At 51.5% G+C, this 25819-nt stretch carries 21 protein-coding genes; 2 read left to right on the top strand and 19 right to left on the bottom strand.

Annotated features, from left to right (window positions below):
• Positions 1–72: 72 nt before the first annotated feature.
• The 5 genes from crcB (OIN60_RS00230) to OIN60_RS00210 form a co-directional block, all read right to left on the bottom strand.
• Entirely contained in the window at positions 73–444 is a 372-nt protein-coding gene (gene crcB / locus OIN60_RS00230; protein ID WP_305752858.1) for a fluoride efflux transporter CrcB, read from the bottom strand.
• Positions 441–842, bottom strand: a complete 402-nt coding sequence (gene crcB, locus OIN60_RS00225; protein ID WP_305753167.1) for a fluoride efflux transporter CrcB — start codon at positions 840–842, stop codon at positions 441–443. The genes crcB (OIN60_RS00230) and crcB (OIN60_RS00225) overlap by 4 nt, the downstream gene beginning before the upstream one ends.
• 47 nt (positions 843–889) lie before the next feature.
• A complete protein-coding gene (locus OIN60_RS00220) occupies positions 890–2200 on the bottom strand; it encodes a replication-associated recombination protein A (protein WP_305752857.1) in 1311 nt (436 codons plus the stop codon).
• 318 nt (positions 2201–2518) lie between these two features.
• On the bottom strand, positions 2519–4645 hold the full coding sequence (locus tag OIN60_RS00215) for a HelD family protein (protein WP_305752856.1): 2127 nt from the start codon (positions 4643–4645) through the stop codon (positions 2519–2521).
• A gap of 157 nt (positions 4646–4802) precedes the next feature.
• The gene (locus OIN60_RS00210; protein ID WP_305752855.1) at positions 4803–5564 is read right to left on the bottom strand and encodes an SDR family oxidoreductase; all 762 of its coding nucleotides are present in this window, start codon (positions 5562–5564) and stop codon (positions 4803–4805) included.
• Between the two features lie 147 nt (positions 5565–5711).
• Between OIN60_RS00210 and OIN60_RS00205 the strand changes: the two genes are divergently transcribed.
• Positions 5712–6293, top strand: a complete 582-nt coding sequence (locus tag OIN60_RS00205; protein WP_305752854.1) for a TetR family transcriptional regulator — start codon at positions 5712–5714, stop codon at positions 6291–6293.
• A 68-nt stretch (positions 6294–6361) separates the two neighbouring features.
• Here the strand turns inward: OIN60_RS00205 and OIN60_RS00200 are convergent, their stop codons facing one another.
• The 9 genes from OIN60_RS00200 to OIN60_RS00160 form a co-directional block, all read right to left on the bottom strand.
• Entirely contained in the window at positions 6362–8149 is a 1788-nt protein-coding gene (locus tag OIN60_RS00200) for an ABC transporter ATP-binding protein (RefSeq protein ID WP_305752853.1), read from the bottom strand.
• Positions 8150–8221: 72 nt separating this feature from the next.
• Positions 8222–9520 carry an NCS2 family permease gene (locus OIN60_RS00195; RefSeq protein WP_305752852.1) on the bottom strand — a complete coding sequence of 433 codons (1299 nt, stop codon included), beginning with the start codon at positions 9518–9520 and terminating at the stop codon, positions 8222–8224.
• Between the two features lie 123 nt (positions 9521–9643).
• Positions 9644–10390: a tRNA threonylcarbamoyladenosine dehydratase gene (locus OIN60_RS00190; RefSeq protein ID WP_305752851.1), complete on the bottom strand. Its 747-nt coding sequence runs from the start codon at positions 10388–10390 to the stop codon at positions 9644–9646.
• A 100-nt stretch (positions 10391–10490) separates the two neighbouring features.
• Complete coding sequence (aspS, locus tag OIN60_RS00185) at positions 10491–12269, bottom strand: aspartate--tRNA ligase (RefSeq protein ID WP_305752850.1); 1779 nt, start codon at positions 12267–12269, stop codon at positions 10491–10493.
• A gap of 39 nt (positions 12270–12308) precedes the next feature.
• Entirely contained in the window at positions 12309–13562 is a 1254-nt protein-coding gene (gene hisS / locus OIN60_RS00180; protein WP_305752849.1) for a histidine--tRNA ligase, read from the bottom strand.
• Positions 13563–14188: 626 nt separating this feature from the next.
• Entirely contained in the window at positions 14189–14632 is a 444-nt protein-coding gene (locus OIN60_RS00175; protein ID WP_305752848.1) for a hypothetical protein, read from the bottom strand.
• A gap of 159 nt (positions 14633–14791) precedes the next feature.
• Positions 14792–14971 carry a hypothetical protein gene (locus OIN60_RS00170; RefSeq protein WP_305752847.1) on the bottom strand — a complete coding sequence of 60 codons (180 nt, stop codon included), beginning with the start codon at positions 14969–14971 and terminating at the stop codon, positions 14792–14794.
• A gap of 154 nt (positions 14972–15125) precedes the next feature.
• Positions 15126–15572, bottom strand: a complete 447-nt coding sequence (gene dtd / locus OIN60_RS00165; RefSeq protein ID WP_305752846.1) for a D-aminoacyl-tRNA deacylase — start codon at positions 15570–15572, stop codon at positions 15126–15128.
• A gap of 32 nt (positions 15573–15604) precedes the next feature.
• On the bottom strand, positions 15605–17791 hold the full coding sequence (locus tag OIN60_RS00160; RefSeq protein ID WP_305752845.1) for a RelA/SpoT family protein: 2187 nt from the start codon (positions 17789–17791) through the stop codon (positions 15605–15607).
• Between the two features lie 294 nt (positions 17792–18085).
• On the opposite strand from OIN60_RS00160, the gene uraA reads away from it, so the two are divergent.
• On the top strand, positions 18086–19393 hold the full coding sequence (uraA, locus tag OIN60_RS00155) for a uracil permease (RefSeq protein ID WP_305752844.1): 1308 nt from the start codon (positions 18086–18088) through the stop codon (positions 19391–19393).
• A gap of 129 nt (positions 19394–19522) precedes the next feature.
• Here uraA and OIN60_RS00150 read toward each other — a convergent pair whose 3' ends face one another.
• The 5 genes from OIN60_RS00150 to secD all read right to left on the bottom strand — a co-directional run bounded on the left by OIN60_RS00150 (position 19523) and on the right by secD (position 25735).
• Positions 19523–20035: an adenine phosphoribosyltransferase gene (locus OIN60_RS00150; protein ID WP_305752843.1), complete on the bottom strand. Its 513-nt coding sequence runs from the start codon at positions 20033–20035 to the stop codon at positions 19523–19525.
• 57 nt (positions 20036–20092) lie between these two features.
• The gene (recJ, locus tag OIN60_RS00145) at positions 20093–22492 is read right to left on the bottom strand and encodes a single-stranded-DNA-specific exonuclease RecJ (protein ID WP_305752842.1); all 2400 of its coding nucleotides are present in this window, start codon (positions 22490–22492) and stop codon (positions 20093–20095) included.
• Positions 22493–22528: 36 nt separating this feature from the next.
• Positions 22529–23482, bottom strand: coding sequence for a cation diffusion facilitator family transporter (locus OIN60_RS00140; protein WP_305752841.1), 954 nt, complete (start codon positions 23480–23482; stop codon positions 22529–22531).
• A gap of 101 nt (positions 23483–23583) precedes the next feature.
• Entirely contained in the window at positions 23584–24495 is a 912-nt protein-coding gene (gene secF / locus OIN60_RS00135) for a protein translocase subunit SecF (RefSeq protein WP_305752840.1), read from the bottom strand.
• Positions 24485–25735: a protein translocase subunit SecD gene (secD, locus tag OIN60_RS00130; RefSeq protein ID WP_305752839.1), complete on the bottom strand. Its 1251-nt coding sequence runs from the start codon at positions 25733–25735 to the stop codon at positions 24485–24487. The genes secF and secD overlap by 11 nt, the downstream gene beginning before the upstream one ends.
• Positions 25736–25819: the final 84 nt, after the last annotated feature.

Below are 25819 nucleotides of genomic sequence, written 5' to 3'. Positions count from 1 at the left end.
AAAGCCGGGATCATTTGGGCAAGCTAATAGCCACCTTTCCTTCGGGAGGGTGGCTTTTTCGTTGCTCCGTAATTAATTTATGAGCCAGGATGAAAGCTCCATCCCGAGCGCTGCTCCCGCTATCCCGAGAACCACCGAAGATAGTACATACAGTGCCGCCCGGCCGTTGCGGCCGCTATCGATCAGTTGAATCGTCTCGTAGCCAAAGGTCGAAAAGGTCGTATAAGCACCACAAAAGCCGACGCCCAGCATCCCCCACAGCGCAGGAGACAAGCTCCCTTGCGAATACAAATAATACAGCGCACCGAGCAGCAGCGAGCCCGAAATGTTAATAACCCACGTGCCCCATGGAAAAGCAGCACCCCAGCGGGCGGATACCGCCTTTCCCAATCCGAAACGCAGCACAGCTCCGGCGATGCCGCCCATTCCCGTCCACCAGATCATACGGCTGTTCCCCCTCCAGAGCGCGTAGCCATGTTTTGCCCCAGCCGTATTCCGGCCAAGGACATCAGAAGTCCGCCGAGCAAGCTCAACAGGATATACAGCAACGAGGTGGCTGCTTCACCTTCGCCCCATAACCGCAGCGCATCTACAGTGAAGGTCGAGAATGTAGTAAAAGCACCGGTAAAGCCCGTGCCGAGCGCAAGACGCAGCCGTGGCGGGATTCGCCATATTCCTGGAGTGACGGTGAAGAACCATCCCAGGAACAAGCAGCCTGACAGGTTAACGAGCAGAACAGGCAGCGGGAACCCGCCGGCTCCCACAGGAAACCACTGCTGTACAGCATACCTGCAAAGTGTTCCAATCAGCCCGCCGGCGCCTACAAAGATTAAATCTTTAATCATTCGTACAACTCCCTTTTCACTATCCAGCAACGTATTTGTTCTCTTTATTTCTGTGATTCCCGCCACTGCTGATTTTGCCGGATTTTGTTCTCGTTCCCCTGCTCCGTCGCCTTGTAGAAGGTCCGGTCTGCAATCTCATCCGGCAAATATTGCTGTTTAACAAAATGATTAGGAAAATTATGCGGATATTTGTAGCCTACATGCCCCAGCTTCTCCGCTCCTTTATAGTGGGCGTCCCGCAAGTGCAGGGGAACCTCGGCCGACTTGATCTCGTCCATAGCAGACATTGCAGATGAAATGGCCATCACCACAGCATTGGATTTTGGGCTCTCCACCGCGAACAGAATCGCTTGGGCAATATTCAGCTTCGCTTCCGGCCAGCCGTTATTGCGGTACGCCTCCAGAGCGCTGACGGCTTGTACCATCGCCTGCGGATTCGCCAGCCCGATATCCTCACTGCTGGCTGCAATCAGCCGCCGTAGGAACGTCATTGGGTCCATGCCCAGCTTTTCCACCGCATACAGAAACCAGAACAGTGCCGCATCGCTGGAGCCGCGTATACTCTTGTGGAAGGCGGACAGCACATCATACTGTGTGGATTCATCCGCCTTGACGATCGGTCGCCGGATCGACTCCTCCGCAACATCAAGCGTGATATGCACTGTGCCATCCGCTAGAGGAGAGGTTGTCATCGCAGCCAGCTCAAAGGCGTTCAATGCGCGGCGAATGTCCCCATTGGCCATGGAAGCGATATGATCGAGCGCCTCCTCATCCACCCTCAGTTCCATAAAGCCGAGCCCTTTTTCCGCATCATCGAGGGCGCGGCGCATGGCGGCCAGCGAATGCTCCTTAGTGAGGGCTTCCAGTTGAAACAAGGTGGACCGGCTCAGCAAGGCCCCATTAACATAGTGGAACGGATTTTCAGTTGTCGCTCCGATAAAGATGATTGTTCCCTTCTCCACTGCAGGCAGCAAGGCATCCTGCCTGGAGCTATTGAACCGGTGCACCTCATCCAGGAACAGGATCGTTTTCGTACCGTACATCGCTTTATTATTCTGAGCCTGCTCAATTATCTCACGGACATCCTTCACCGAGGCGTCGACCGCGTTCAGACGTACAAAGTTCCCTTGCGTATGATTCGATATGATATGTGCCAGCGTCGTCTTGCCACAGCCGGGTGGCCCATACAGCAGGATAGATGACACCTGGTCGGCTTCAATCGCTCTTCGCAGCAGCTTGCCCGGGCCTATGATATGCTCTTGTCCAACATATTCATCCAGACTTACCGGCCTCATCCGGTCCGCAAGCAGACGGCCACCGGGGGTCGATTCCTGGGAATAAGAAAATAAATCCATACGTTCACATCCTTGAAAGTTTGCGTAACCGTCCTTAACACCGTCTTCTATTTTAACATACCGCCGGACACGCTTTCGTAGAATGATGCACAAAAAGTCGAGAACAGGGTGAAGTTCTCGACTTTATTTACCACCCAAAAATCGCAGGCGATTGACGATTTATGTCTGGCATTTATTAAGTAGAAGGATGCACGCAGCAGCGGAAAGAACGAAGCAATTCCGGAAAAGCGCAGCGTTCGCCTTTGGCCCGAAGGGTCAACAGCGATTGCAGGAATGCTTCGTTCTTGGAGCGCCTCAGAGCATCCCAGCCCCCTTCATCTATGCTTCGACATACGCCGGCAAACGCTCCGAGTACAGCAGCCACAGTTCATGCAGTGCGCGCGTGCAACCGACATACAGCAGCTTCGCATCCATAGCATCAGGGGCATAATGCTGCTCATCGGCATCAGCCACGATGACTGCGTCAAACTCCAGCCCTTTGGACAGATATACAGGCAGCACCGACAGGCCGCCCTCATACTGCTTCATAGAGCCGTCAATCAGATGAATATCCATCCCCTGCTCCAAGAAATAAGCGTGAAGCTCCTCAGCCTCCCGCAGCGTACGGGTAAGAACAGACACGGTCCGATATTCTTTGCCAGCCAGCTCCCGCAGCGCGGACAACAAGTGCTCCCTCCGCCCCTGCGGGCCGTAAGGAAGCACACGGACAGGATCGCCGCTGCGAAAGACAGGCACGGCTGTAATGCCGCTGCGCACGCCCCGTTCCAGGATGACATTCGCGAACTCAATAATTTCCAGCGTCGACCGGTAGCTCCTTGTCAGCGCAAAATAACCCGTATCCCCGCTGTTGAACAGGGAGCCGACCTCATCCCAGCTGTGAACGCCTTTGTATTCGTGAATACCCTGAGACAAATCACCGAGGATCGTAAACGAGTGACCTTTCACGAACAAATCCAGCAGCGCGGTGTGAAACGGCGAGAAATCCTGGGCTTCATCGATTACCACATGATCGAACCGACTGCCCGAATCGATGTCATGCGTCAGAACATGAAGATAGACAAGCGCCGGAAGATCCTCTTCGCGCAGTACATTCTTTTTCAAATCCGCGGCCGTCTGCTTCAGTACGTTGACCGGAATTTCATCCATAATCGATGAAGGGACCGGCTGGCCCTTAACCGCCTGAAAAAGCTGCTTGTACATGGTCACCGCTTCAAACCGGGGCCATTTCTTAGCGTATGCCTTTTCCCGCTGTGCTGCTTTCTTCTTCCTTTCCTTGAGCACCACGGCGGATACCGGCTTTTTCAGTTCCATTTCAATCCAGCGATGGATTCTGGCCAGCACACGCTCTGTGCGCTTGGCAAGCGGGTAGGGTTTATACTCTTCGTTGAACCAATGCAGGATTTCTTTCCTCGCAAGCACGGCCCCGTCCCACGGACTAAAATCGCCCTCTGGCACTGACAACGGCTCAAGCTGCTGCACATATCCTTCCAGAAGACGCATGAAAACTAGCGCCCCCTTAAATCGGCCCGGTGTTGTCTCATCCACCGCCGGCCGGTTCGTGCCTGCTTCGAACCAGGTTTGGAGCGCCTCCTCGGCAGGAGCTGTCTGAAACTCCGTATCCAGAATCCCGAGCGCCCAATCATTGAAAGTACGCTGCTGAATGCTGCCGACGCCCAATTCGGGCAGTACGTCGGATATATAATCGAGAAACATATGGTTAGGCGCAAAAATGATCATTTTTTCAGCCGATACCTGCTCTTTATACTGGTACAGCAGGAATGCAAGCCGATGCAGCGCCACGGTAGTTTTCCCGCTGCCCGCCACGCCCTGAATCACGAGCGCCTTGCTGCGCTCTGCGCGGATAATCTGATCCTGCTCCGCCTGAATGGTGGAAACGATATCGCGCAGGCGGTTATCCTTATTCTCTCCAAGCCGATAGACGAGGAATTCATCCGACACAGCCGGCTCATCGCTTTCCCGCTTATAGGTATCGGCAACTCTTTCCAGAATCTGCTGCCGGATGACGACATTTCGCTTCAGATAGACCAGCCCCTCAATCAGGCCTTCGGGCGCTTCATAAGAGGCAAGGTCCTGCCCGCCGGTGAAGGAATAAAATAGGCTGGCCACAGGGGCGCGCCAATCGATCACGAGCGGATACTCCCCCACCTCTTCACGGTCTACCCCTATTTTTCCAATATAAAGGGGCTTTCGTTCCCCCTTGCCCTTCTCCTCAAAATCCAGCCTTCCGAAATACGGCTCATGCACACTTTTGGACAAAGCCTGCCTCCGTTCTTCACGTCCCGCTTCCAGCGCCTGCTCCGTGAAGTCGTGGCCAGTGTAGACCGGAACCGAGCGCAGCTTCTGCAATCTCCGGTCGATCTCCTCCATCACCTGCGTCAATCGCTGCTTTTCTTCTTGATAGGCACTTTGAAAATCATTGACCACTTTCAGTTACCTCCTAAGAGAGATTATTGTGAGCCTTATACACTTTTCAAAAAAAAGGAAGCTAAATCATACCATATCGAATCAGAAAAAGCCATAAGTTATTGCTGGTCTGCGGACCTGCATACAACTTATGGCTGAACCCTCTGCGCACTTGCGGTTATTCAATTGTGCTTTTCAGCGCCTTGTACATCTTATCCGTGTATTCATCGATTTCATCCCGCGACATGCGCAAGCGGTCTATCGAAGAACCGTATCCGATTTCTTGTTTTCCTTCCTCCAATCCTTTGAAAATCCCGTCCGCGAAGGCGTCCAGCGGTTCTCCGTGCACGTGCAGGCCATCTCCGCCCAAATCTGTATTCACAGCTGGCGGAGCGACTTCAATTACTTCGACGGATGTCCCGGCAAGCTGATGTCTCAGACTTATCGTAAAGGAATGAAGCGCCGCCTTGGTAGCCGAGTAGATCGGGGCGATCGCGAGCGGCGTAAACGCGAGTCCGGACGTCACATTAAGGATGGCCGCTTCTTCCTTTGCCGCAAAAAATGGAGCGAACAGCATAGAAAGATGGAACGGCGCTTCGGCATTGGCGGCAAGCTCTTGGCCGAAATAACTCCAATCATCCTTCGCATTTGCTTTCAACACATGGAAACGCTGCTGAATTCCGGCATTGTTAACTAACACATTTACCTCCGGGTAGTTTGTCGTTACCCAATTGAACAATGCTACCCGGTCGGATTCGAGCGTCAAATCGCCGACACGTGTGATGAGGCTGGGGTATTTTTCTTTCGCTTGCTGCAGCGCGCTTTCGCGTCGTCCGCAAACAATCACTTGGTTTCCGGCTTTGATGAAACGTTCCGCAAAAGCCAGACCGATTCCGGCACTTCCGCCTGTAATAAGGATCGTGTTTCCCGACAGTTTCAAAAACGATTCCTTCTTTCATTAGAAATACCAGCCTCATTAATTAACTAACTGGTTGGTTATAATATATAATGAACTAACCGGTTTGTCAAACAATTAATTAAATGATAAATTGTTTGATGAAAAATTCATGTATAAGGGGAGTATTCTTTGAGAAATGCTGAAGCAACAAAAGAACGGATTTTAGAGGCAGCTATGGCGGAGTTCTCATCCTACGGCATCGCGGGTGCACGGGTTGACCGCATTGCCAAAAATGCCGGATGCAACAAAAATATGATCTACATTTACTTTGAGAATAAGGAGACGCTTTTTATAACAGTTCTACAAAAGCACCTTACTCGCGTCTATGAAGAAGTCACCTTTACTCCTGAGGACCTTCCCGGTTATGCGGCAAAGGTGTTCGATTTTGCCATCGCCAATCCCGATCTGTACAGACTATTGGCCTGGTACGGCCTGGAACAAAAGAACATTCATTTAACCGAGCGTGCCTCCGTCCAGCAGAAGAAAATAAAAGAAGTCACGAATGCGCAAAACGAGGGGCTGATAGGAACGACGTTCACTCCCGGTTTTCTTTTGACCGCGATCATGGCCTTAGCCACCGCATGGACAGCTTCAAGTCCTTATGGTCCATCGTATGCCCCGGATGCCTTGAATAAACCAAATGAGACAAGGGAAGCCATCGCCAAGGCGGTTAGCCTGCTAGCTCAAGGTAAAGAAAATACTCCTAAATGAAAAGAGACCCTCATCATAAGAGTCTCTTCCGAAAGCAGCGATAATACCTAAACGGATGGAACGTCTGCTCAAATAAGCTCGGACGTTTCTCCGGACTGTCCTGCTTCTACGAACTGTTTTTGCGCCAGCTCACGATACACCTCGTGGGATTGCAGCAGCTCCTGATGAGTCCCCTCACCGGTGATGCGGCCGTTCTCAAGCACAACAATCTTGTCTGAGTGGACAACCGTCGATAGCCTATGGGCAATGACGATGGTTGTGCGGCCTTTCATCAAATTGGCGAGCGCCTTCTGCACCTCATGCTCGGACGAGCTGTCCAGCGCCGAGGTCGCCTCGTCCAGCATCAGAATATCCGGGCTGCGCAGAAAGGCGCGGGCTATCGCGATGCGCTGTCTTTGTCCGCCCGAAAGCTTGATGCCCCGTTCACCCACCTCGGTTTGGTACTGCTGCGGCAGCTTGTCAATGAAGGGAGCCGCATACGCCAGCTCTGCTGCCTGCCGCACTTCCTCCAGGGTCACCTCACGGGAAATGCCATACGTAATATTTTCAAGAATTGTTCCGGCCATCATGGGACTTTCCTGGGACACATAACCGATCTTCGCCCGCCAGCTTGCCAGCGTATATTCATCGATCCGGTCCTGGCCGTATCTGATTTCTCCTTCCACGGGAACATAAAATCTTTCCAGCAGAGCGAACAGGGTCGACTTGCCGCTCCCGCTCGGCCCAACGATGGCGGTCGTCTGGCGTGCGGGAATCACCAGATTAACATTGCGCAGTACCTCTTCCCCCGGGTTATAAGCAAAGCTGACATTCCTGAGCTCAATAGCTTCTCCCTCGGGAGCCGCCATTTTCCGGCTATCCTGCGGCTCCTCTTCATGCGCCAGAATGGCTTGGATTCGCTCCGTTGCGCCCAGCACCTTCTGCACTCTTGAATACAGTGTCGTGAACTGCGCCATGGGCGTAATGACTTGGAAGAGCAGCAGAATAAACGCGACCAGATCTCCCGCCGTCAGCAGGCCCGAGGCCACCCGGATTCCGCCGACCCCAAGAATAAGGACGAGCACAGCCGTCATCACAAAGGTGGAGAGCGGTCCGATCAGCGCAAGTATTCTCGCCTCCTGCAGGCCGAAAGCGAACATACGGCGGATTCGGTCCTCGCCAGAGCGTGCTTCCCTGTTCTCCGTACCGTAAGCTTTAACAAGACGGATCTCCCCGATGACCTGCCCCAGTATAGATGTCAGATCAGCCATCTCATCCTGCTGTTTTTTTGAAATGCGATACATTTTCCGGCCTACCGGCATCAAAATCAGCGCAGTTACCGGTACCACGGCGAGGATGATCAGCGTCATCACCCAGTCCAGATAGAACAGCAGCGCAATGCCGCCGACAATGGCGATAATATTGGATACGAAGCTGACCAGATATTCGGTGATCAGATTCATGATCAGGCTGGTATCGTTGGTCACCCTGCTCATCGTGTCCCCGGTACGGTTGCGGTCGAAAAAAGGAATCGGCAGCGCCAGCACCTTTTCCCAAAGCCGGGTGCGCAGATTGGCCACGATCCGCTGTCCTGCGTAATTCAGCATATAGATAGATACGGCGGAAGCGGCAGCCTGGAGTATAAATGCGGCGGCAAGCCCGATCAGCACCTGCCTGTTCAGGGAATCGGCCGTAAGTCCGTCAATCAGGCCCTTGGTCATTAAGGGTACGATCAGACCGGCTGCGGTCTGAATAAGTGTCAGCAGCAAGGCCACAGTGAGCACAACACGTGGCGGGTTGGCGTCGCTGATGAGCCGGGCAAACCGGCGCAGGCCGGCTGCATCCGGTCTTGCAGTTGCTGGCATGTTGGTTTCCATAACGACTCCCTCCATATCCACATCATCTATTGAACAGCCCATACTTACATCATACCGGATCTACACACCCGCTCACAGATTGGCATGCAGCACAAAATTGGCAATAAACAGCAGGGAAATGACGTACAATACACGCGGAACGTCCCTGCCCTTACCTGCAGCCAGCTTGGCGAGCGGGTATGCAATGAAGCCAAAGGCCATTCCATCCACGATGCTGTAGGTGAAAGGAATCATCACCATAATCAAAAATGCAGGAAATGCGTCGGTGAAGCTGGAAAAATCCATTTCGCGCACATTCTGTACCATGAGCCCTCCGATGATAATCAGCACGGGTGCAATCGCGCTGTCAGGGATATATGTCAGCATAGGGATGAAGAAGAAGGTCAGCCCGAACATCAGCGCGGTGACCAGCGGGGTCATGCCTGTCCTTCCGCCAGCGGCGATCCCCGCCGTAGACTCCGCTGCGGCAACTGTTGGACTGCTCCCGAACACCCCGGCCAGGATGTTGCTGACTGCCAGAGCCCTCAAGCTGCCCTTAAAGGTCTCCGGTCTGCCAATCATTCCCGTCTGACCTGCGATGAGACCGATATTTTCAAAAACGACGATCAGCAGCAGCAGAAACACAGCAATCCAGAAAGCGAGAGATACGAAGCCGGACAACGTAAGATGCGCAAAAAGCTCTCCGAACTGCTGAACCGTATTTTCGCTCTTCGCCATGCCTTGCGGATGCACGGCTCCCAGCACGTAAGCCAGGGCGGTTCCTGCCAGCATGCTGATCAGCAGTCCACCTTGTACTCTGCGGATAAAAAGAACCAGCGCCAGCATCAGCGTCATACAGGCCGTGATTACCCCTGGATCGCTGAAATGCCCGATTGCGACAAACGTTGTTTGGTGGGCGATGACGATTCCGCTCTTTTGCAGCCCGATAAAGGTCAGGAACAGCCCGATCCCTACGGTAATGCCATGCTGCAGGTTGTGCGGAATAGCCTCGCTAATGGTCCGGTACAAGGATGTAAACGCCACTATGGCAAACAGGATGCCGGTAATCGAAACAACGGTCAAGGCTTCCTGCCAGCTCAGCTTCATCGAATGCACCAGTGTATAGGTGAAAAAAGCGTTGATGCCCATCCCAGGCACGACCACAATCGGCGACTTGCCGCCAAACGCCATCAGCAGGCAGCCTGCAGCGGAAGTAAGCAGCGTAGCCAGCATGGCTCCCTGCAGCGGCATCCCCGCGTCCGAGAGAATGGTTGCATTCACCAGCACAATATATACGACCGAGAAATATGAAATCAGTCCTGCCGCGACTTCCTTTTTCCATAGATCCCCGGGCTTCAGCCCTAGGCTGCGGGATAAGAATCCCTTATTCATAAACGTATTGCCTCCACATCTGTTGAGTAGTCTAAGGGTAAAAGGCCTGCGAGCCTATTCGGAGGCTTCGCAGGCCTTTCGTCATTTTCTCTTGAGCTTGCGCTCGCGTTGCTACTTGTACTTCTATTTTCCCACAGCAAGCAGTTCTTTAACCACAACGCTCACCATAATCAGCCCTGCTACCGGAGGAACAAAGGCATTGCTGGCAGGCGGCTGCTTGGCTTTGCGAATCTCAGGCGCGTTCTCGGGCACAATCCGCTGTGTCACATCCTGACGGGGCTTCATCGGCTCTTCTGTAGAGAACACGACTTTAACACCCTTTTTGATCCCATCTTTGCGCAGCTTGGTGCGAATCACCCGTGCGATCGGGTCCATGGACGTTTTGGAAATGTCCGCAACCTGGAACTTGGTCGGGTCCATTTTATTGGCTGCTCCCATGCTGGAAATGATCGGAATGTTCCGTTTAAGACATTCCTTTATCAGATGGATTTTGTAAATGATTGTATCAGAAGCATCGACCACATAATCAAGTTTGTATTTGAACAACTCCTCATATGTCTCTTCTGTGTAAAACATATTTAGTGCGATCGCTTCGCACTCCGGGTTGATCAGCTTCACACGTTCAACCATCAAATCCGCTTTCTTTTGACCGACGGTTGTCGTCAGGGCATGGATCTGCCGGTTAATGTTCGTAATATCCACAACATCCTTATCAATCAGGATGATGCGCCCGATGCCCGTACGCGCCAATGCTTCAACGGCTATGGAGCCGACACCGCCGATGCCGAGCACGGCCACCGTGCTATTCTTCATCTTTTCCAGGCCCTCAGGGCCGATAGCCAATTCCGTGCGGGAAAATTGATGCAGCATACCCAGTACCTCCTTATAACATGTTGTGTATAGATGCGGAAAAAACCGAAAGCCGAACAAGGCATGAACCCATTATCTCAGGGATAACGGGTTCACGGTTTTATGCTTTCGTGCTTGCAGGCTTCGGCGCCAGACGAATATGCAGTTGCTCCAACTGGCTGGAATCCACCTCGGACGGCGCGTTCATCAGCAGGTCGGTTGCGCTTGCCGTTTTCGGGAACGCGATCGTTTCACGCAGATTCGTGCGTCCCGCCAGCAGCATGACCAGACGGTCGAAGCCAAACGCAATGCCGCCATGCGGCGGTGTGCCATATTCAAAGGCATCCAGCAGGTAGCCAAATTTCTCGTTGGCTTCTTCAGGGGACAAGCCGATCGCCTTGAACATTTTCTCCTGCACATCCCGCTTATAGATCCGCATGGAGCCGCCGCCCACCTCGTACCCGTTCAGGACAATGTCATAAGCCATCGCGCGGATTTTGCCCGGATCTGTGTCGAAGAATTCCATGTCCTCTTGCTTCGGACGTGTGAACGGATGATGCTCCGCTACATAACGTTTTTGCTCTTCGTCGTATCCAAGCAGCGGGAAGTCCACCACCCATACAAACTTGAATTTGCTGTCATCGATCAGACCAAGCTGACGGCCGATTTTAAGACGAAGCGCGCCAAGGACGTCTGCGACCACTTTTTTGCTGTCTGCCGAGAAGAGCAGCAGGTCGCCCTCTTCAGCACCGGTGCGTTCTCTTACCGCTTCAATCTCCTCCGGCGTAAAGAACTTCACGATTGGCCCTTTGAACTCGCCGTCTTTCACCTGAATCCAGGCCAGTCCCTTTGCGCCGTAACGCGCGGCATAAGGTCCGAGATCATCAATCTCCTTGCGCGTCCAGGTTCCGCAGCCCTTGGCGTTCAGTACCTTCACTTCTCCGCCTTTCTCAATAATGGAGGAAAATACCTTGACACCACTGTTCGCCAGCAAATCGTTCATCTCCACGAGTTCCAGGCCGAAGCGAAGATCCGGCTTATCGGAGCCGTATTTGCCCATTGCTTCCGCATGGGTGATACGCTGGAACGGCGTCTCGAGCTCCACGCCAATCGTCTCACGGAACAGCTTCACCATCAACTGCTCCATCATGCCCAGCAGATCATCCTGCTGCATGAAGGAGGTTTCGATGTCGACCTGTGTGAATTCCGGTTGACGGTCTGCGCGCAAGTCCTCATCACGGAAGCAGCGAGCAATTTGATAGTAGCGCTCAAGACCGCCCACCATCAGGAGCTGCTTGTAAATTTGCGGCGATTGCGGCAGCGCGAAAAATTCGCCCTCATGCACACGACTCGGCAGCAGATAATCCCGCGCCCCTTCCGGGCTGCTCTTCGTCAATATTGGTGTCTCTACCTCGATAAAGTCCTCTCCATCCAGGAAGTCACGGAATATCTTGGCTGCTTTGGAACGCAGCTTCAGTGTCTGGTGCATTTCGGGACGGCGCAGGTCCAGATAGCGATATTTCAGGCGGAGCGATTCGTCTACTTCCACTCCGTCCTCAATGAAGAACGGAGGAGTTTTGGCTGCGTTCAGCACCTCAATCTCGGTAATGCGGACCTCGATCTGCCCTGTAGGCAGATTCGGATTCACCGTTTCAGGGTCACGCTGTACAACTTCACCTTTGACCTCAAGCACATATTCACTGCGGACACGGTCCGCCACCTTCAGCGCCTCTCCCGAATAAGCAGGGTTAAACACGATTTGCACGATTCCACTGCGGTCACGAAAATCGATAAACAGTACGCCTCCCAGGTCACGGCGCGTCTGCACCCATCCGTTCAGGACGACGGTTTCTCCGATGTTGGCTGTGGTCAGCTCTCCACAATGATGAGTCCTTTTCATGCTCATATCCCCTTTTCCATTTTGATTTCAACTGCTGTGTTACGATTGTGGTTCCAATTCGTTGACTAGATTATCGAGACGGACCGTACGCTGCTCACCGCTGTCCATTGCCTTTAAAGCAATCTCCCCGCGTTCCAACTCATCATCCCCGAGAATTGCGGTATAACGGACACGGAAGCGGTCGGCCGATTTCATCTGCGCCTTCATCTTGCGCCCCAGGTAATCCCGTTCTGCAGAAAAGCCTGCTTGGCGCAACTTAAAGAGCTGCTTTGTTACTTCACGGTCAGCGGCCTCCCCGAGAGCCACCAGATATACATCCAGCGGTTTAACCGCCTCAAGTCCGACAGACTGGTGCTCCAGAATGAGCTGAATGCGCTCCAACCCGATGCCGAAGCCGATTCCCGGCTGATCCGGTCCTCCAAGCTCGCTGACAAGGCCGTTATATCTGCCACCGCCGCCAATCGTATCAATCGCGCCTATGCCTTCGGCTTTGAGCTCGAAGGCAGTCATCGTATAGTAATCAAGACCACGCACGAGCCGAGAATTCAGCTTATATTCAACTCCCATATCTGTCAGATACTGCTGTAGCTTTTGAAAATGCACGGTGCATTCCTCATCCAGACTGTCGAGAATAGACGGCGCATCTGTAAACTTGTCCTGATCCACCTTACAATCCAGCACACGCAGCGGGTTACGGTCCATCCGGGCTTGGCAGTCCTTACACAGCGTATCGCGCAGCGGATTCAGGAAATCCAGCAGCTTCTGACGGTATGCGGCCCGACTGGCCGGGTTGCCGACGGAATTCAACTCTACTTGCACGCCCTTCAATCCTAGGTCCAGGCAAAATTGATAACTCAGGGCAATGGCTTCCGCATCAATCGCCGGGTCAATGGCTCCGAATGCCTCCACGCCGAATTGATGGAACTGCCGCTGGCGTCCGGCTTGAGGCCGCTCGTAGCGGAACATCGGACCGATATAATACAGCTTGGTTACATCCGGCTCACCATACAGCTTGTTCTCCACGTAAGAGCGCACCACACCGGCCGTACCTTCCGGACGAAGCGTCAAGCTGCGATCACCCTTATCCTTAAACGTGTACATTTCTTTCTCTACAACATCCGTCGTCTCGCCTACACCGCGGATGAACAGCTCCGTCTGTTCGAACATCGGAGTACGGATTTCCCGGTAGTTAAAACGGCGACATATATCCCGCGCTTTGTCTTCGACAAACTGCCACTTTTCCACAATACCAGGAATCAGGTCCTGCGTACCCGTCGGTTTTTGAAAAGCCATGCCATCATTCCTCCATTTTTTCATCAGTGAGTAAACAAAAAATCTCCCTCCCTGTTCAATAACAGGGACGAGAGATTGCATTTAATAACATCACCCGTGGTACCACCCACATTCCGGAATATGCCGCTTGGCTGAAAAAAATAAGCCCATATCCGCTCAACGTATAACGCCCGTGCCGCGCAGCACGGCTACTAACCTCCGCCACCATAGCAAGTGACACGGATGTTCGCCGTCTGTTCTCAGGGAAGTCATTCGTCCGCTCATCAAGGGAGCTCTTACAGCCTGGAAGCTCCTCTCTGCGCTTGTGGGTTCGGATTACTTGGTCCCGTCATCAAATCATTATGCAGATTATTATTTCCTGATTTTAATGAACCGGCGTGTTAAAGTCAAGATGGTGTATCATTCTATGTAAGAAAAACATCTATCGACGTACTTTCACTAATCATAAGAAAATTGGGTATTCTGGACAAAAAAAACCTGCGGAAACGGTCCGCAGGTCCATAAAGGATATATTAAAGGGGGTCATGGTCTTATTATATACACGCAATATTAAGGGATTATGTTTCTAATGTTACAATTGTATTACAGCGGTTATTTTGACGATATTTGTTGGGCTGTGGCTTGCTTTAATCGTCGAATCGTTCCACATAGGCATGGTTGGCACGCAGCTTATGGACAATTTCCTCAACATCGGCATCCTCCACCTTCGCTGACAGCACGTACTGCAGGTTGGCATTATCCTCTGAAGAGAACACGTCCGCTGCATCCAGCATACCTGGTGTATTAGCTGAATCACTCTTTCGTACTCCTTCATCCTCCCTGTCCGATACAACCGGTGCGATATGGTTGCCATAGCCCGTACCGGTTGCGACAGCGCCTGTAGCACCTCCCGTGTTGATGGAACCGCCTGTGTTGTACGTTACGAAGGGAATCAACAAGCGTCTGTCTCGTCCAAGCGTGCCTTCCAGCTGTCCTACCTCCAAATGCTCTGTACGATACGCTTGCAGAGAGGTTCTAGCTCCTTCCGCCTCATCCTCGGTCTTAAAATAGGCTTGAATTTGTTTTGGCATGTCAAACCCTCCTCATAGAAAAGCTACTTTACTCATGTATGCAAATGTATGCAAAACTCCTTTCCAGTAAAATATTCATGTGCGTTATTACCCGAAATTTCGTCATGTCTAACATGGATGCTCACGGATCTTTCGATAGCTCCTACTTGCTGCCCATATTTAATACAGTTGTGCTCGCCGTCTTCTGGGAAGGTTTCCACCCGTTTCACGCCCCATGCCGAATACGCAGAATTCTGACGACTTCTCCTCCGCCTTCATGATGCTGACCGCCTCATTCCTGGTTCCCGGAAAAAGGATCGCGACACTTCTAGTACCCGCTTCCTTCGGAGCTTGCCGCATGGATGTTCACTCTCCTGCCCTCGATTTAGATGCAGCTATTAGCTTGTCCCCAACAAAAGCAGCTTATTAAGCACAAAACGTCCGTAGACCCGATCCAATAGGATCAGGTCTACGGACGTAATTGCCGTTAACCTATTGTGAATTTGAATTTCTTTCATTCACTGCGGCTGTCCAAGATCATCGTTACAGGCCCCCAATTCGTCAGGGACACATCCATCATCGCTCCGAACCTGCCCGTGTCCACGGTCAAGCCCCGCTCGCGCAGACGGCGGTTAAATACTTCATAGAGGCCTTCAGCGATCTCCGGTTTAGCGGCTGCCATAAAGTTAGGTCTTCTCCCTTTACGGCAATCTCCGTAAAGCGTGAATTGGGACACGGAAAGCACAGCACCTCCGGCCTCCAGCACACTGTAATTCATTTTCCCCGCTTCATCCTCAAAAATGCGAAGGTCGGCTGCTTTGTCGGCCAGGTACAGGGCATCCTTCTCCGTATCCTCGTGTGTGACACCAACGAGAATCATAAGACCTTCGGCGATCTGTCCTACAACCGTACCCTCAACGGCAACCTCCGCTTTTTTGCAACGTTGAATGACGATTCTCATGTCACAATCTCCGTTTCTTGCCCAATAATCTGTTACTGCATAATCCGATGAACGGTATACACATCTTTCACCCGTTTGATCCGTTCCACGACAGAATGCAGATGCTCCGTGTTGCGGATCAGAATAGTCAGATGCATCATAGCCATCTTGTTCTTGTCGGAGCGGCCTGTGATCGCTGCAAGATTGGTCTTGCTCTCCGATATCGCCTGCAGCACCTCATTCATCAACCCATTGCGGTCATGGCCCGTAATTTCGATATCCACACTGTAGTTAGCTTCAACCGCTTCTTCCCATTCAACATCGATAACCCTTGCCTGTTCTTCCCCATCGCCGCTGCTCGGAATGTTAGGACAATCACTGCGATGTACGGAAACGCCACGTCCTCTTGTGATGTATCCGATGATATCGTCCCCAGGCACAGGATTACAACAGCGTGCAAAACGGACCAGCAAATTGTCGATTCCTTCAACACGGACACCATTGGTCGGGCGTCCTTTTCGTTCAGTGTTCGGTTTGATTTCTTTCAGCTCAGATGACAGCTCAAGCTGCTTCGCTTCCTCCAGCTCTCTCTCTCTGCGCAGCTTCTCCGTCAAGCGTGTGCACACCTGCGCAGCGGTAATTCCGCCAAAGCCGATCGCCGAAAGCATGTCCTCCGTGTCGTTGAAAGCGAATTTCTGAGCTACTTCCTGCAGCTTGTCATCGGTCATCCAGGCAGAAGGATCGATTCCAAGGCGCTTCAACTCGCGTTCCAGATTCTCCCGGCCTTTTTCCACGTTCTCTTCCCGTTTTTCCTTCTTGAACCATTGCTTGATTTTGCTGCGGGCATGAGAAGACTGTACGATTTTCAACCAGTCCTGACTCGGGCCATACGAATGCTTGGAAGTCATAATTTCGACAATATCTCCGGTTTTGAGACGGTAATCGAGCGGAACGATGCGGCCGTTAACCTTTGAACCAATCGTCCGGTTGCCGACCTCTGTATGAATCCGATAGGCAAAATCAAGCGGAACCGAACCGGCAGGCAGCTCGATAACTTCTCCTTTGGGTGTAAAAACAAACACCAGATCTGAGAAAAAGTCCATTTTGAGCGATTCCACGAATTCTGAAGCATCCTGTGTTTCGTTCTGAAGCTCCAGAATTTCGCGAAAAAAAGTGATGGTATCTTCAGGATTCACATTTCCGTTGCTGCTGCCTTCTTTATATGCCCAGTGGGCTGCAATACCGTATTCGGCCGTCCGGTGCATCTCCGTGGTACGAATCTGCACCTCGGTAGGCTCACCGTTTGGTCCCACGACAGTCGTATGCAGAGATTGGTACATATTGGCCTTAGGCATGGCAATGTAATCCTTGAAACGCCCAGGCATCGGTTTCCAAAGCGTGTGGATAATACCCAATGTCGCATAGCAGTCCTTGATGTTGTCGACAATAATACGAATAGCAAGCAGATCGTAAATTTCGTTAAACTGCTTGTTCTTGGTCGTCATTTTCTTAAAGACGCTGTATATGTGCTTGGGACGTCCGGATAAATCGGCATGAATGCTCATTTCGTCCAATTTTTCCCGAATCCTAGCGATAACATTTTCTATAAATTGCTCCCGTTCCGCCCGCTTTTTGTGCATCAGATTAGCAATACGGTAATACTGCTGCGGGTTCAAATAACGGAGAGCGATGTCTTCCATCTCCCATTTGATGGCCGATATACCGAGACGGTTCGCCACAGGACAGAAGATCTCCAACGTCTCATAAGAAATCCGGCGCTGGCTCTCCTCTGACTGATATTTCAGCGTTCGCATATTGTGCAGACGATCCGCAAGCTTAATGACAATAACCCTGATATCCTGGGCCATTGCAATGAACATTTTGCGGTAGTTTTCATTCTGCTGCTCTTCCTTGGAGCGGAACTGGATGCGTTCGAGCTTCGTGAGTCCGTCCACCAGCATCGCGCAGGTATCGCCAAAATGTTCACGGATCTCATCCAGCGCTACCGTCGTATCCTCCACCACATCATGCAAAAGAGCCGCGATGATGGAAATTGTATCCATCTGCATGTTTACGACAATATCAGCTACAGCCAGCGGGTGAAGAATATAGGGTTCACCCGATTTACGAGTCTGGCCATGGTGAGCCTGATCTGCGAAGTCATATGCTTCCCGGATGCGGAGAAGATCGGGTTCCCGGATATAGGCTCCAGCCCTTTCAAGTAATTGCTCTATGCCCATTCTGCTCTTATCCGTGTCCTTTCTATACAAAATGGAACCCGACGGTTTACATAGCTCGTGCAGGTTCCCCCAAAAGTGATTTCCTATAATTATGACGGTTGCAGCCCGGAACGTCAACTGTCGGAGCATGAAGATTAATTAAGGGGATATATGACGAAAATCAGTGAATGAATGGATCATTTGATATTGAAAAAAAAGTTGAAAGTCTTTAATGTAAATAAGAATGACCAGAGGCAGGATTAAAGCTATGATTTTTTCCCGCCAACTATGTATCACTTAAGGAGTGAAATGGCTTTGCAGCGCGAAATTCAAGTACAAGAAAAGCTTTCGCTGGGCCCTGGGTTCCTACTCAGCCTTCAGCACCTGTTTGCGATGTTCGGTAGCACTGTGCTCGTGCCGAACATATTCGGTGTCGATCCAGGCATGATTCTGCTCATGAACGGCATCGGTACCCTGCTTTATATTTTCCTCTGCCGCGGTAAAATCCCTGCTTATCTCGGCTCCAGCTTTGCCTTCCTCGCTCCAGTGGGTTTGGTGCTGGCCGCCAACCCGGAATCGGGTTATTCGATGGCGCTCAGCGCATTTATTGTCACTGGCGTTGTTTTTTGCATCGTGGCTCTCATTGTAAAATTTGCGGGCTCCGCATGGCTGGATGTGGTATTCCCTCCGGCTGTCATGGGTGCAATCGTGGCCTTGATCGGCCTTGAGCTCGTTCCAACGGCGGCCGGTATGGCCGGTTTTATCAGCACCAATCCAACGCAACCCTGGACTCCCGATCCAAAGAGTATAACACTTGCAGTGGTTACGATGGCCGTGACCGTGCTGGGAGCTGTCCTGTTCCGCGGCTTTGCCAAAATCATTCATATCCTGCTTGGCATTATTGTCGGTTATTTGCTCGCTTACGCCATGGGGATGGTGAATACGGAAAATATTGCATCAGCAAAATTCCTTGATTTCCCGACTGTTACAACACCTACCTGGGATCTCACAGCCATTTTGACGATTCTGCCAGTAGCTCTTGTTGTCATCGTAGAGCATATCGGCCATCTGCTGGTAACCGGAAATATTGTCGGCAAGGATTTGTCCAAAGACCCCGGGCTTCATCGCTCCCTGCTCGGCAACGGAATATCAACCATTCTGTCCGGCTTTGTAGGCTCAACACCAAATACAACCTACGGGGAAAATATCGGTGTGATGGCTCTTACCAAAGTATATTCCGTATGGGTGATCGGGGGTGCAGCCATTATTGCGATATTGCTCTCCTTTTCCGGCACGTTCTCAGCGATCATCGCCAACATTCCGACTCCGGTCATGGGCGGCGTATCCTTACTGCTGTTTGGTGTCATCGCCGCATCCGGATTGCGTATCTTCGTAGAACAGAGAGTTGATTTCTCCAAAGCGACCAATATGCTGTTAACCACGCTCGTTCTGGTTATAGGCATCAGCGGTGTCAAGCTGACATTGGGAAGCGTTGAATTGAAAGGAATGGCTTTGGCCACTGTTGTGGGCATGCTGCTTAGCCTGCTGTTCAAGCTGTTTGAAGTGACTGGCTTATCCAATGACAGAAGCGATAAGCCCCTTGACGAAAAAGCAACGGATTGATCCTACACGAAAAAAGCCATCGTTTTCCGCTGTGGAAAACGATGGCTTTTTTTCTATCCGCCAAAGCACAGTATTTCCCGGGAAAAGCGGGGAATGTACAGTGGCCCTCAGCATGAAAGCTACTCTATTTTAATACGTAATCAACGAAGACACGTTCACATCAGGCAGCTTGGCCCGACCGTTCAGCTCAGCAAGCTCGATCAAAAAGGCTGCCCCTGCCACATTACCACCCAGCTGACGAACCAGGCTGACAGAAGTAGCGATTGTACCGCCGGTTGCCAGCAGATCATCCGCGATCAGCACATTTTGTCCAGGTTTAATGGCATCCTTATGCATGGCCAGTTTATCTGCTCCGTACTCCAGGTCATAACCGGTTTCAATCGTTTCGCCCGGCAGCTTGCCGCTTTTGCGAATCGGAACGAATCCCACGCCCAAGGCATAAGCCAAAGGAGCGCCTATCACAAAACCTCTAGCTTCAGGTCCGGCAATCAGATCGATTTTCAAATCCGATACCATAGCTCTCAGCTCGTCAATCGCTTTGCGGTAAATCTCTCCCTGATTCATCAACGTAGTAATGTCCTTAAAGCTGATGCCCGGCTGCGGAAAATCAGGAATAACACGAATATACTGTTTGTAGTCCAAAATAAATCCTCCTACCTGAAATAAAAATCTTTATGAAATGAACTGAATCGGTTCTGCTCAGGAAGCCCCTTTCAGCCTGGACATCATCCAACTGGCCAGTTGGGACGTTTCTGCATCCAGCAGATAACGCTCCATTTCGGCGGTTTCGTTTAGCTCATGAAATCGATGGGAAGCGGTCAGCTCTTTTTTAGGCGGATTGGGGACAAAGCTTAATTCCCCACCCGCTCTATGTACAAAACCGAGCTCTTCGAACACTTCCAGCACTTTGGACATCATTCTCATGGAAATCGAGCATTGCCGGCTTAATGCCGGAAGCATCGTTTTTTCATCAAGCGGGCCTGGTCCCATCTTCTTCAGCAGCACATAAATGCGCTTAAACTGCTCTCGGTCCGGGGCTTCCAGACGGCCCTGATAGCCATTTATCGAATGCATGACAACAATATTCTCCACCCTGCGAAATGTCATCCACAGAGCATTGAATTGTTCCTTAGTCTCCGGAGGGTCAAGCAGAAATACAGTGCGTACGGTGTCTTTAAGCATCAGACCCGCTGAGTCGTTCTCCGGTAAAATGCCGCCAGTCTTATCATATACCCAAATCCGGCCATCATTCAATGAACCTGCCTTCCGAAAAGGCGAAGTGGAATGAACAAGCGCAGCCACAGGTGCCTGATCAGCACTAGCCTGATGGAAGATGCGTATATAACGTTCAATTAGGGCGACCGGGTTCGCTTCTCCACGGAAATCAAATACCTGTGAAGCCGTGATCTGGATATCCTGCAGCATGAGCTGCAGTGAACGCTTGCCGTTCCACTCGTTGATGGACAACTCTCCAAGCACATCCACAAGGGAACCAGGCTGCAGAAAATCAGCAAGCTCACCGCGCCCGAAGGCGACCACATCCAGCGTAGAGCCATCCTGCTCCAGAACAAGCTTCAAGTGATTTTTCTCCTTGCCCATTTTCCTGGCCTCACGAAGCTGCAATTTACGCAGCACCAAGCGTGGGGACGGATTGGCCATACCAAACGGCTGCATCAGCTCAAGCTGCTCTGCCACGCTTACGTTAAGCTCGCCTAATCTGCACTCCGCATCCGCCTCGGCAACCGGAACGAAATGCTCAGGCAACAAACGAGCAGTCGCGAAGCGATGGAGGCTCTGCTCAAACAGCTCCAGCTCATCACGATGAAGACTCATTCCTGCGGCTGAAGGATGACCGCCGAAGTGGTGCATCAGCTCTTTGCAATCGGTCAGGGCCTCATAAATATCAAGGCCGGGAATCGAGCGGGCGGAGCCTTTACAGTTCCCGGTCTCCGGGTCCATATCTAAAATAATCGTTGGCCGGTAGTAACGTTCGAGCAGCTTGGATGCCACAATACCGACAACACCCACGTTCCATCCTTCCCCCGCCAGCACAATCACTGGTGGCAGCCCGGAGCCGTTCATTTTGGCTTCCAGCATATCAACAGCCTGATGCACGATATCGTTGACCACCTGCTGGCGTTCCTTATTCAGTAGATCAAGCTCATGGGCAAGCTTGTCCGCTTCCTCGGCATCTTCGGTCGTCAGAAGCGCCACTGCCCGTCCAGCATGATCCAGGCGTCCGCTCGCATTAATGCGCGGGGCAAGCGCAAACGCTATATTAACGGAGCTGACTGCGGCCATATCGACCCCGCTTATTTGCAGCAGCGATTCGATCCCTGGAAAAGCAGAAGCTCTCATCGACTCGATGCCGCGCCGGACAATGGTTCGGTTTTCATCATGCAACGGCATGAGATCAGCAACCGTTCCAATCGCCGCGATCTCGAACCATTCTGCTGGAACCTCTCCCAGTATTGCTTGGGCCAGCTTCAGCGCTACGCCAACCCCGGCAAGTCCTTTAAACGGATACGGACATCCGGGAAGCTTCGGATTGATCAATGCATAAGCCTCCGGCAGCACGGCCGGCGGCTCATGGTGGTCGGTCACAATCACATCCATACCGAGTGCCGAGGCATATGCAATTTGCTCCACCGCGCTGATTCCGGTATCCACCGTAATGGCAAGACTTACTCCCTGCTGATGAGCCCAATCCAGAGCATGATTATGGAGACCGTACCCTTCATTGGATCGATGAGGGATATAAATGTCATATGAAGCTCCTAAACGTTTCATTAAATGAATCATAAGCGCTGTACTAGACACCCCGTCCGCATCATAATCCCCGTAGATCAGTATATGCTCTTTACGCTCAAGAGCCTCCCGTATACGTGGGATCGCCTTCTCCATACCCAACAGCAAAAACGGGTCATGCAGCGATTCATCACGGCCGTGTAAAAAGCTTCTTGCTAATTCAGGCGTGTCTACTCCCCGATTGGCCAGCAGTGAAGCCAGCAGAGGAGAAACTTGCAGCTCACGGGCCAGTTCATCACTTACATAACGATCAGGCTCCGCGATTCTCCAGCGGTACTGCGATTGAAGCAATGGATTTCACCTTACTTTCCGTGCCGGCCTTCTCACTCACTGGATCAGTGGTGAAACATCATTCTCCGGCAGTTCATGATTCGTCTTGTACGGATAGACCGACTGATATGGGCTAAACTGTATTTTAACATCCGTTACCCTGGCGAAACGGGTCATCAGCAGCGTCTTGGCACGGTCCGCAATCTCCTGTGCCTCCTGCACTGTGATGCGCGGACTTACGCTAATCACAGCATCAATGGCTACCGTATCGCCAAGCTCCAATGCCTTCAGGCTTTCAATGGTAACAATACCACGTACTCTCTGGATCGTCTCCTTATATTGGCGGACATCCTCTTCCCGGAGTTCCTCGCCAAGGGAACCGTAAACGGGTTGAACAATCAACACATAACCCTTGCGTAACACCAGACAGGCAATCAGCAGGCTTGCAACTGGATCCAGATAGAGCAAAAACTCCACACCGAAAGCCTGACCAGCCATGGCTCCGATCATCCCAAGAAGTGCGGCTAAAGAAGAATATAAAGAGAAACGATGTCCATTAATGTGTGCATTGATTTCCGCTTCACCTTTTTTTTTGGCGAACCGATATTGAAACTGAAAAAAGGCTTCCTTCAATGCCAAACCGGCAAATGCGGTAACCAGCGCATACATCCCCGGCACAGAAGGCTCATCCGCACCCAGAGACCGGATAGCCGCGCTTGCCAGCTCCAGACCCGTCATCAATAACAGGACGGAAAACAATATAGGAACAGCTTGCCGCACCTTTGGATTACCGTAATGGAGACGGTCTTGTCCGCGCTCTTTAAGTTTGCCGGTAGTTAGGACTCGAGCCAGACTTGTGGCGGCATCCGAAGCCGCATACAGCCCATCCCCCATCAAAGCCTTACTGTTGAAAATGTATCCTGCGGAGCCTTTTAACAGGGCTAATATCAGGTCACCGGCGATCCCTGTCCACGCCGCCGTCTCCGATGACCGGCTACGTTCGCTTTTCACAACAGCTCCCCCTCATTCCTGTGCTCTACCTTAGACAAATGGACGGATATTAACTAGAAAACCGCGCCCTGTCAGACGCGGCTTCCTATGCTCAGTTACATTTATGGATTGACTGGCTTTGCTGCTTTTGCCGCAGGCGGCTTCTGCTTGGATTTCAAGCCAAGCCACAACGGTGCAGCGATAAAGATGGAGGAGTAGGCCCCGAACAGCAAACCAATAACCATAGAAAGCGAGAACATCCGGATGGAAGCACCGCCGAAAATCAGCAGACACACCGATGCAATAAAAACAGTAAAGACGGTGGCCAGTGACCGTGTCATCGTTTGGGCGATACTTTGGTTGACAATAGCCGCCAGGTCTGCCTTGGATTTTTTCTTGGCAAAGCGCAGATTTTCACGGATACGGTCAAAAATAACAATCGTATCGTTAATAGAGAAACCAACGATGGTCAAGATCGCGGTAATAAAGGTCAGGTCAATCTCCAGCCGGAAAATGGCAAAGATGGCGATGACCAGAATCGCGTCATGCAGCAGTGATACAATCGCCGCAATAGCAAAGCGCCATTCGAAACGGATAGATACGAAGATCGCGATCGCCACACAGGCAATAAGCACCGCGTATATAGCGTTGCGCTCCAATTCCTTGGCCATTTCCGTATCTACGGTATTGACCTCAAAGGAAGCGCCTTGATCCAGCTTCGAGTTAAAGGCAGTCTTTAACTGATTCACCTGTTGATCGGTAAGCACCTCGGAGAAACGGATCCCGAAGCGTTCATTCCCCGGGGTGTAATCGACATCTTCACCAATTCCTTGTGAATCCAGCAAGGATTGAATCTGAGCCTGACTTACCTGCTTGGTCAGATTTACGTCCACATTCGATCCGGAACGGAAATCAACGCCGTAGTTAAGGCCGAAGATGGACACGCATATCATACCAACGATAGCCAGCGCAATCGAGAATCCGTAAAAATACTTGCTGGCTTTCATGTAATCCCAATTCCAATTAAAGCGCACGAATCTCACTCTCCTTTACACCGAAATACTTCGGCTTCTTAATCACATCCGCCTTTATCAGGAGATTAAGCAGGAAGCGTGAGAAGAACACATTGGTGAGAATACTTACGACAATGTCCACAATCAGTACCAGCGCGAAACCTCTGACTGAGCCTGTACCGAGCGCAAACATGACGAGACCCGCGATGATCGTTGTAATATTTGCATCCATAACAGTACGGAAGGAGTTCTTGCCCCCTGCTTTCATGGAAGAACGGATGGACTTGCCGCTCAAAATTTCCTCTTTGATCCGTTCATAAGTTATGATGTTCGCATCTACCGCCATACCAATCCCGAGCACAAAGGCCGCAATGCCCGGCAATGTCAGCACAAAATCCCCCAGATAGAAGATGGCAAGCACCAACCAGGTGTGCAGGATCAGACAGAAGCTGGCAATCAGACCCGGTACACGGTACATCGCAATCATAAACAGCAAAATAATGACAGATGCGATCAGACCCGCACGTACGGTCTGCTGCAAAGACAGTTGGCCCAATGTCGCGCCCACACTCTGCGAATATTTTTCTGTAAGGCTGAGCGGCAGAGCACCCAGGTTGATCGTATCAGCGATCTTGTTCGCTTCTTCACGGGTATAACTCCCGGTGATTGACGCAGTGCCGTCTGTCAGTTGCTGTTGAACGGTCGGAGCCGAAAGTGGTACCTCATCCAGAAAAATCGCAAGTTCTTTACCGATCAACCGCTTAGTAATTTCGGCAAATTTTGCGCTATCCTTCACTTTGATGCTGATTTCAGGCTGATTTAGCTGATTTGAAACAACCGTTGCGCCATTTTCTACAAAATCCTCGCCACGCAATTCAACTTTGCTGTAGATCCCTGCAGGATCGCCTTCAGCCGCACTGCGGAAAGTCAATTCAGCCGGCTTCTTCAGCATTGCGCGCATTTCCGCTTCATTCGTGACACCAGCGATCCGTACACGGATACGATTAGTGCCCTCTGTGGTCACTTCAGGCTCGCTCGTCCCCATCGCATTGATTCGCGCCTCAAGACTTTGTGCAGTTTGCAAAAGCGACTCGCCGGTTACTGCTTGTCCTGCCTGCATGGGCTGAGCTTCATATAGAACTTCAAAGCCTCCCTTTAAGTCGAGGCCTAATTTTAAACTGTTCAATAAGCCCGGGCTTGTCCCGATCATAACCCCAGCGGTTACGAGCACGACCAGGATGAAACTTACCACTCTCTTCATGCCGTCCCATGATCCCCTTTCAATTCTCAATATTCCTATTATAGCACCTCAGCAAATGCAGTCAATTTGGCAAAAAAAGATCCT

The organism is Paenibacillus zeirhizosphaerae (genome assembly GCF_030705605.1).
Lineage (GTDB): Bacteria > Bacillota > Bacilli > Paenibacillales > Paenibacillaceae > Paenibacillus > Paenibacillus zeirhizosphaerae.
The sequence above is the reverse complement of the archived record's forward strand: the minus strand, read 5'-3'. Positions and strand labels throughout refer to the sequence as shown.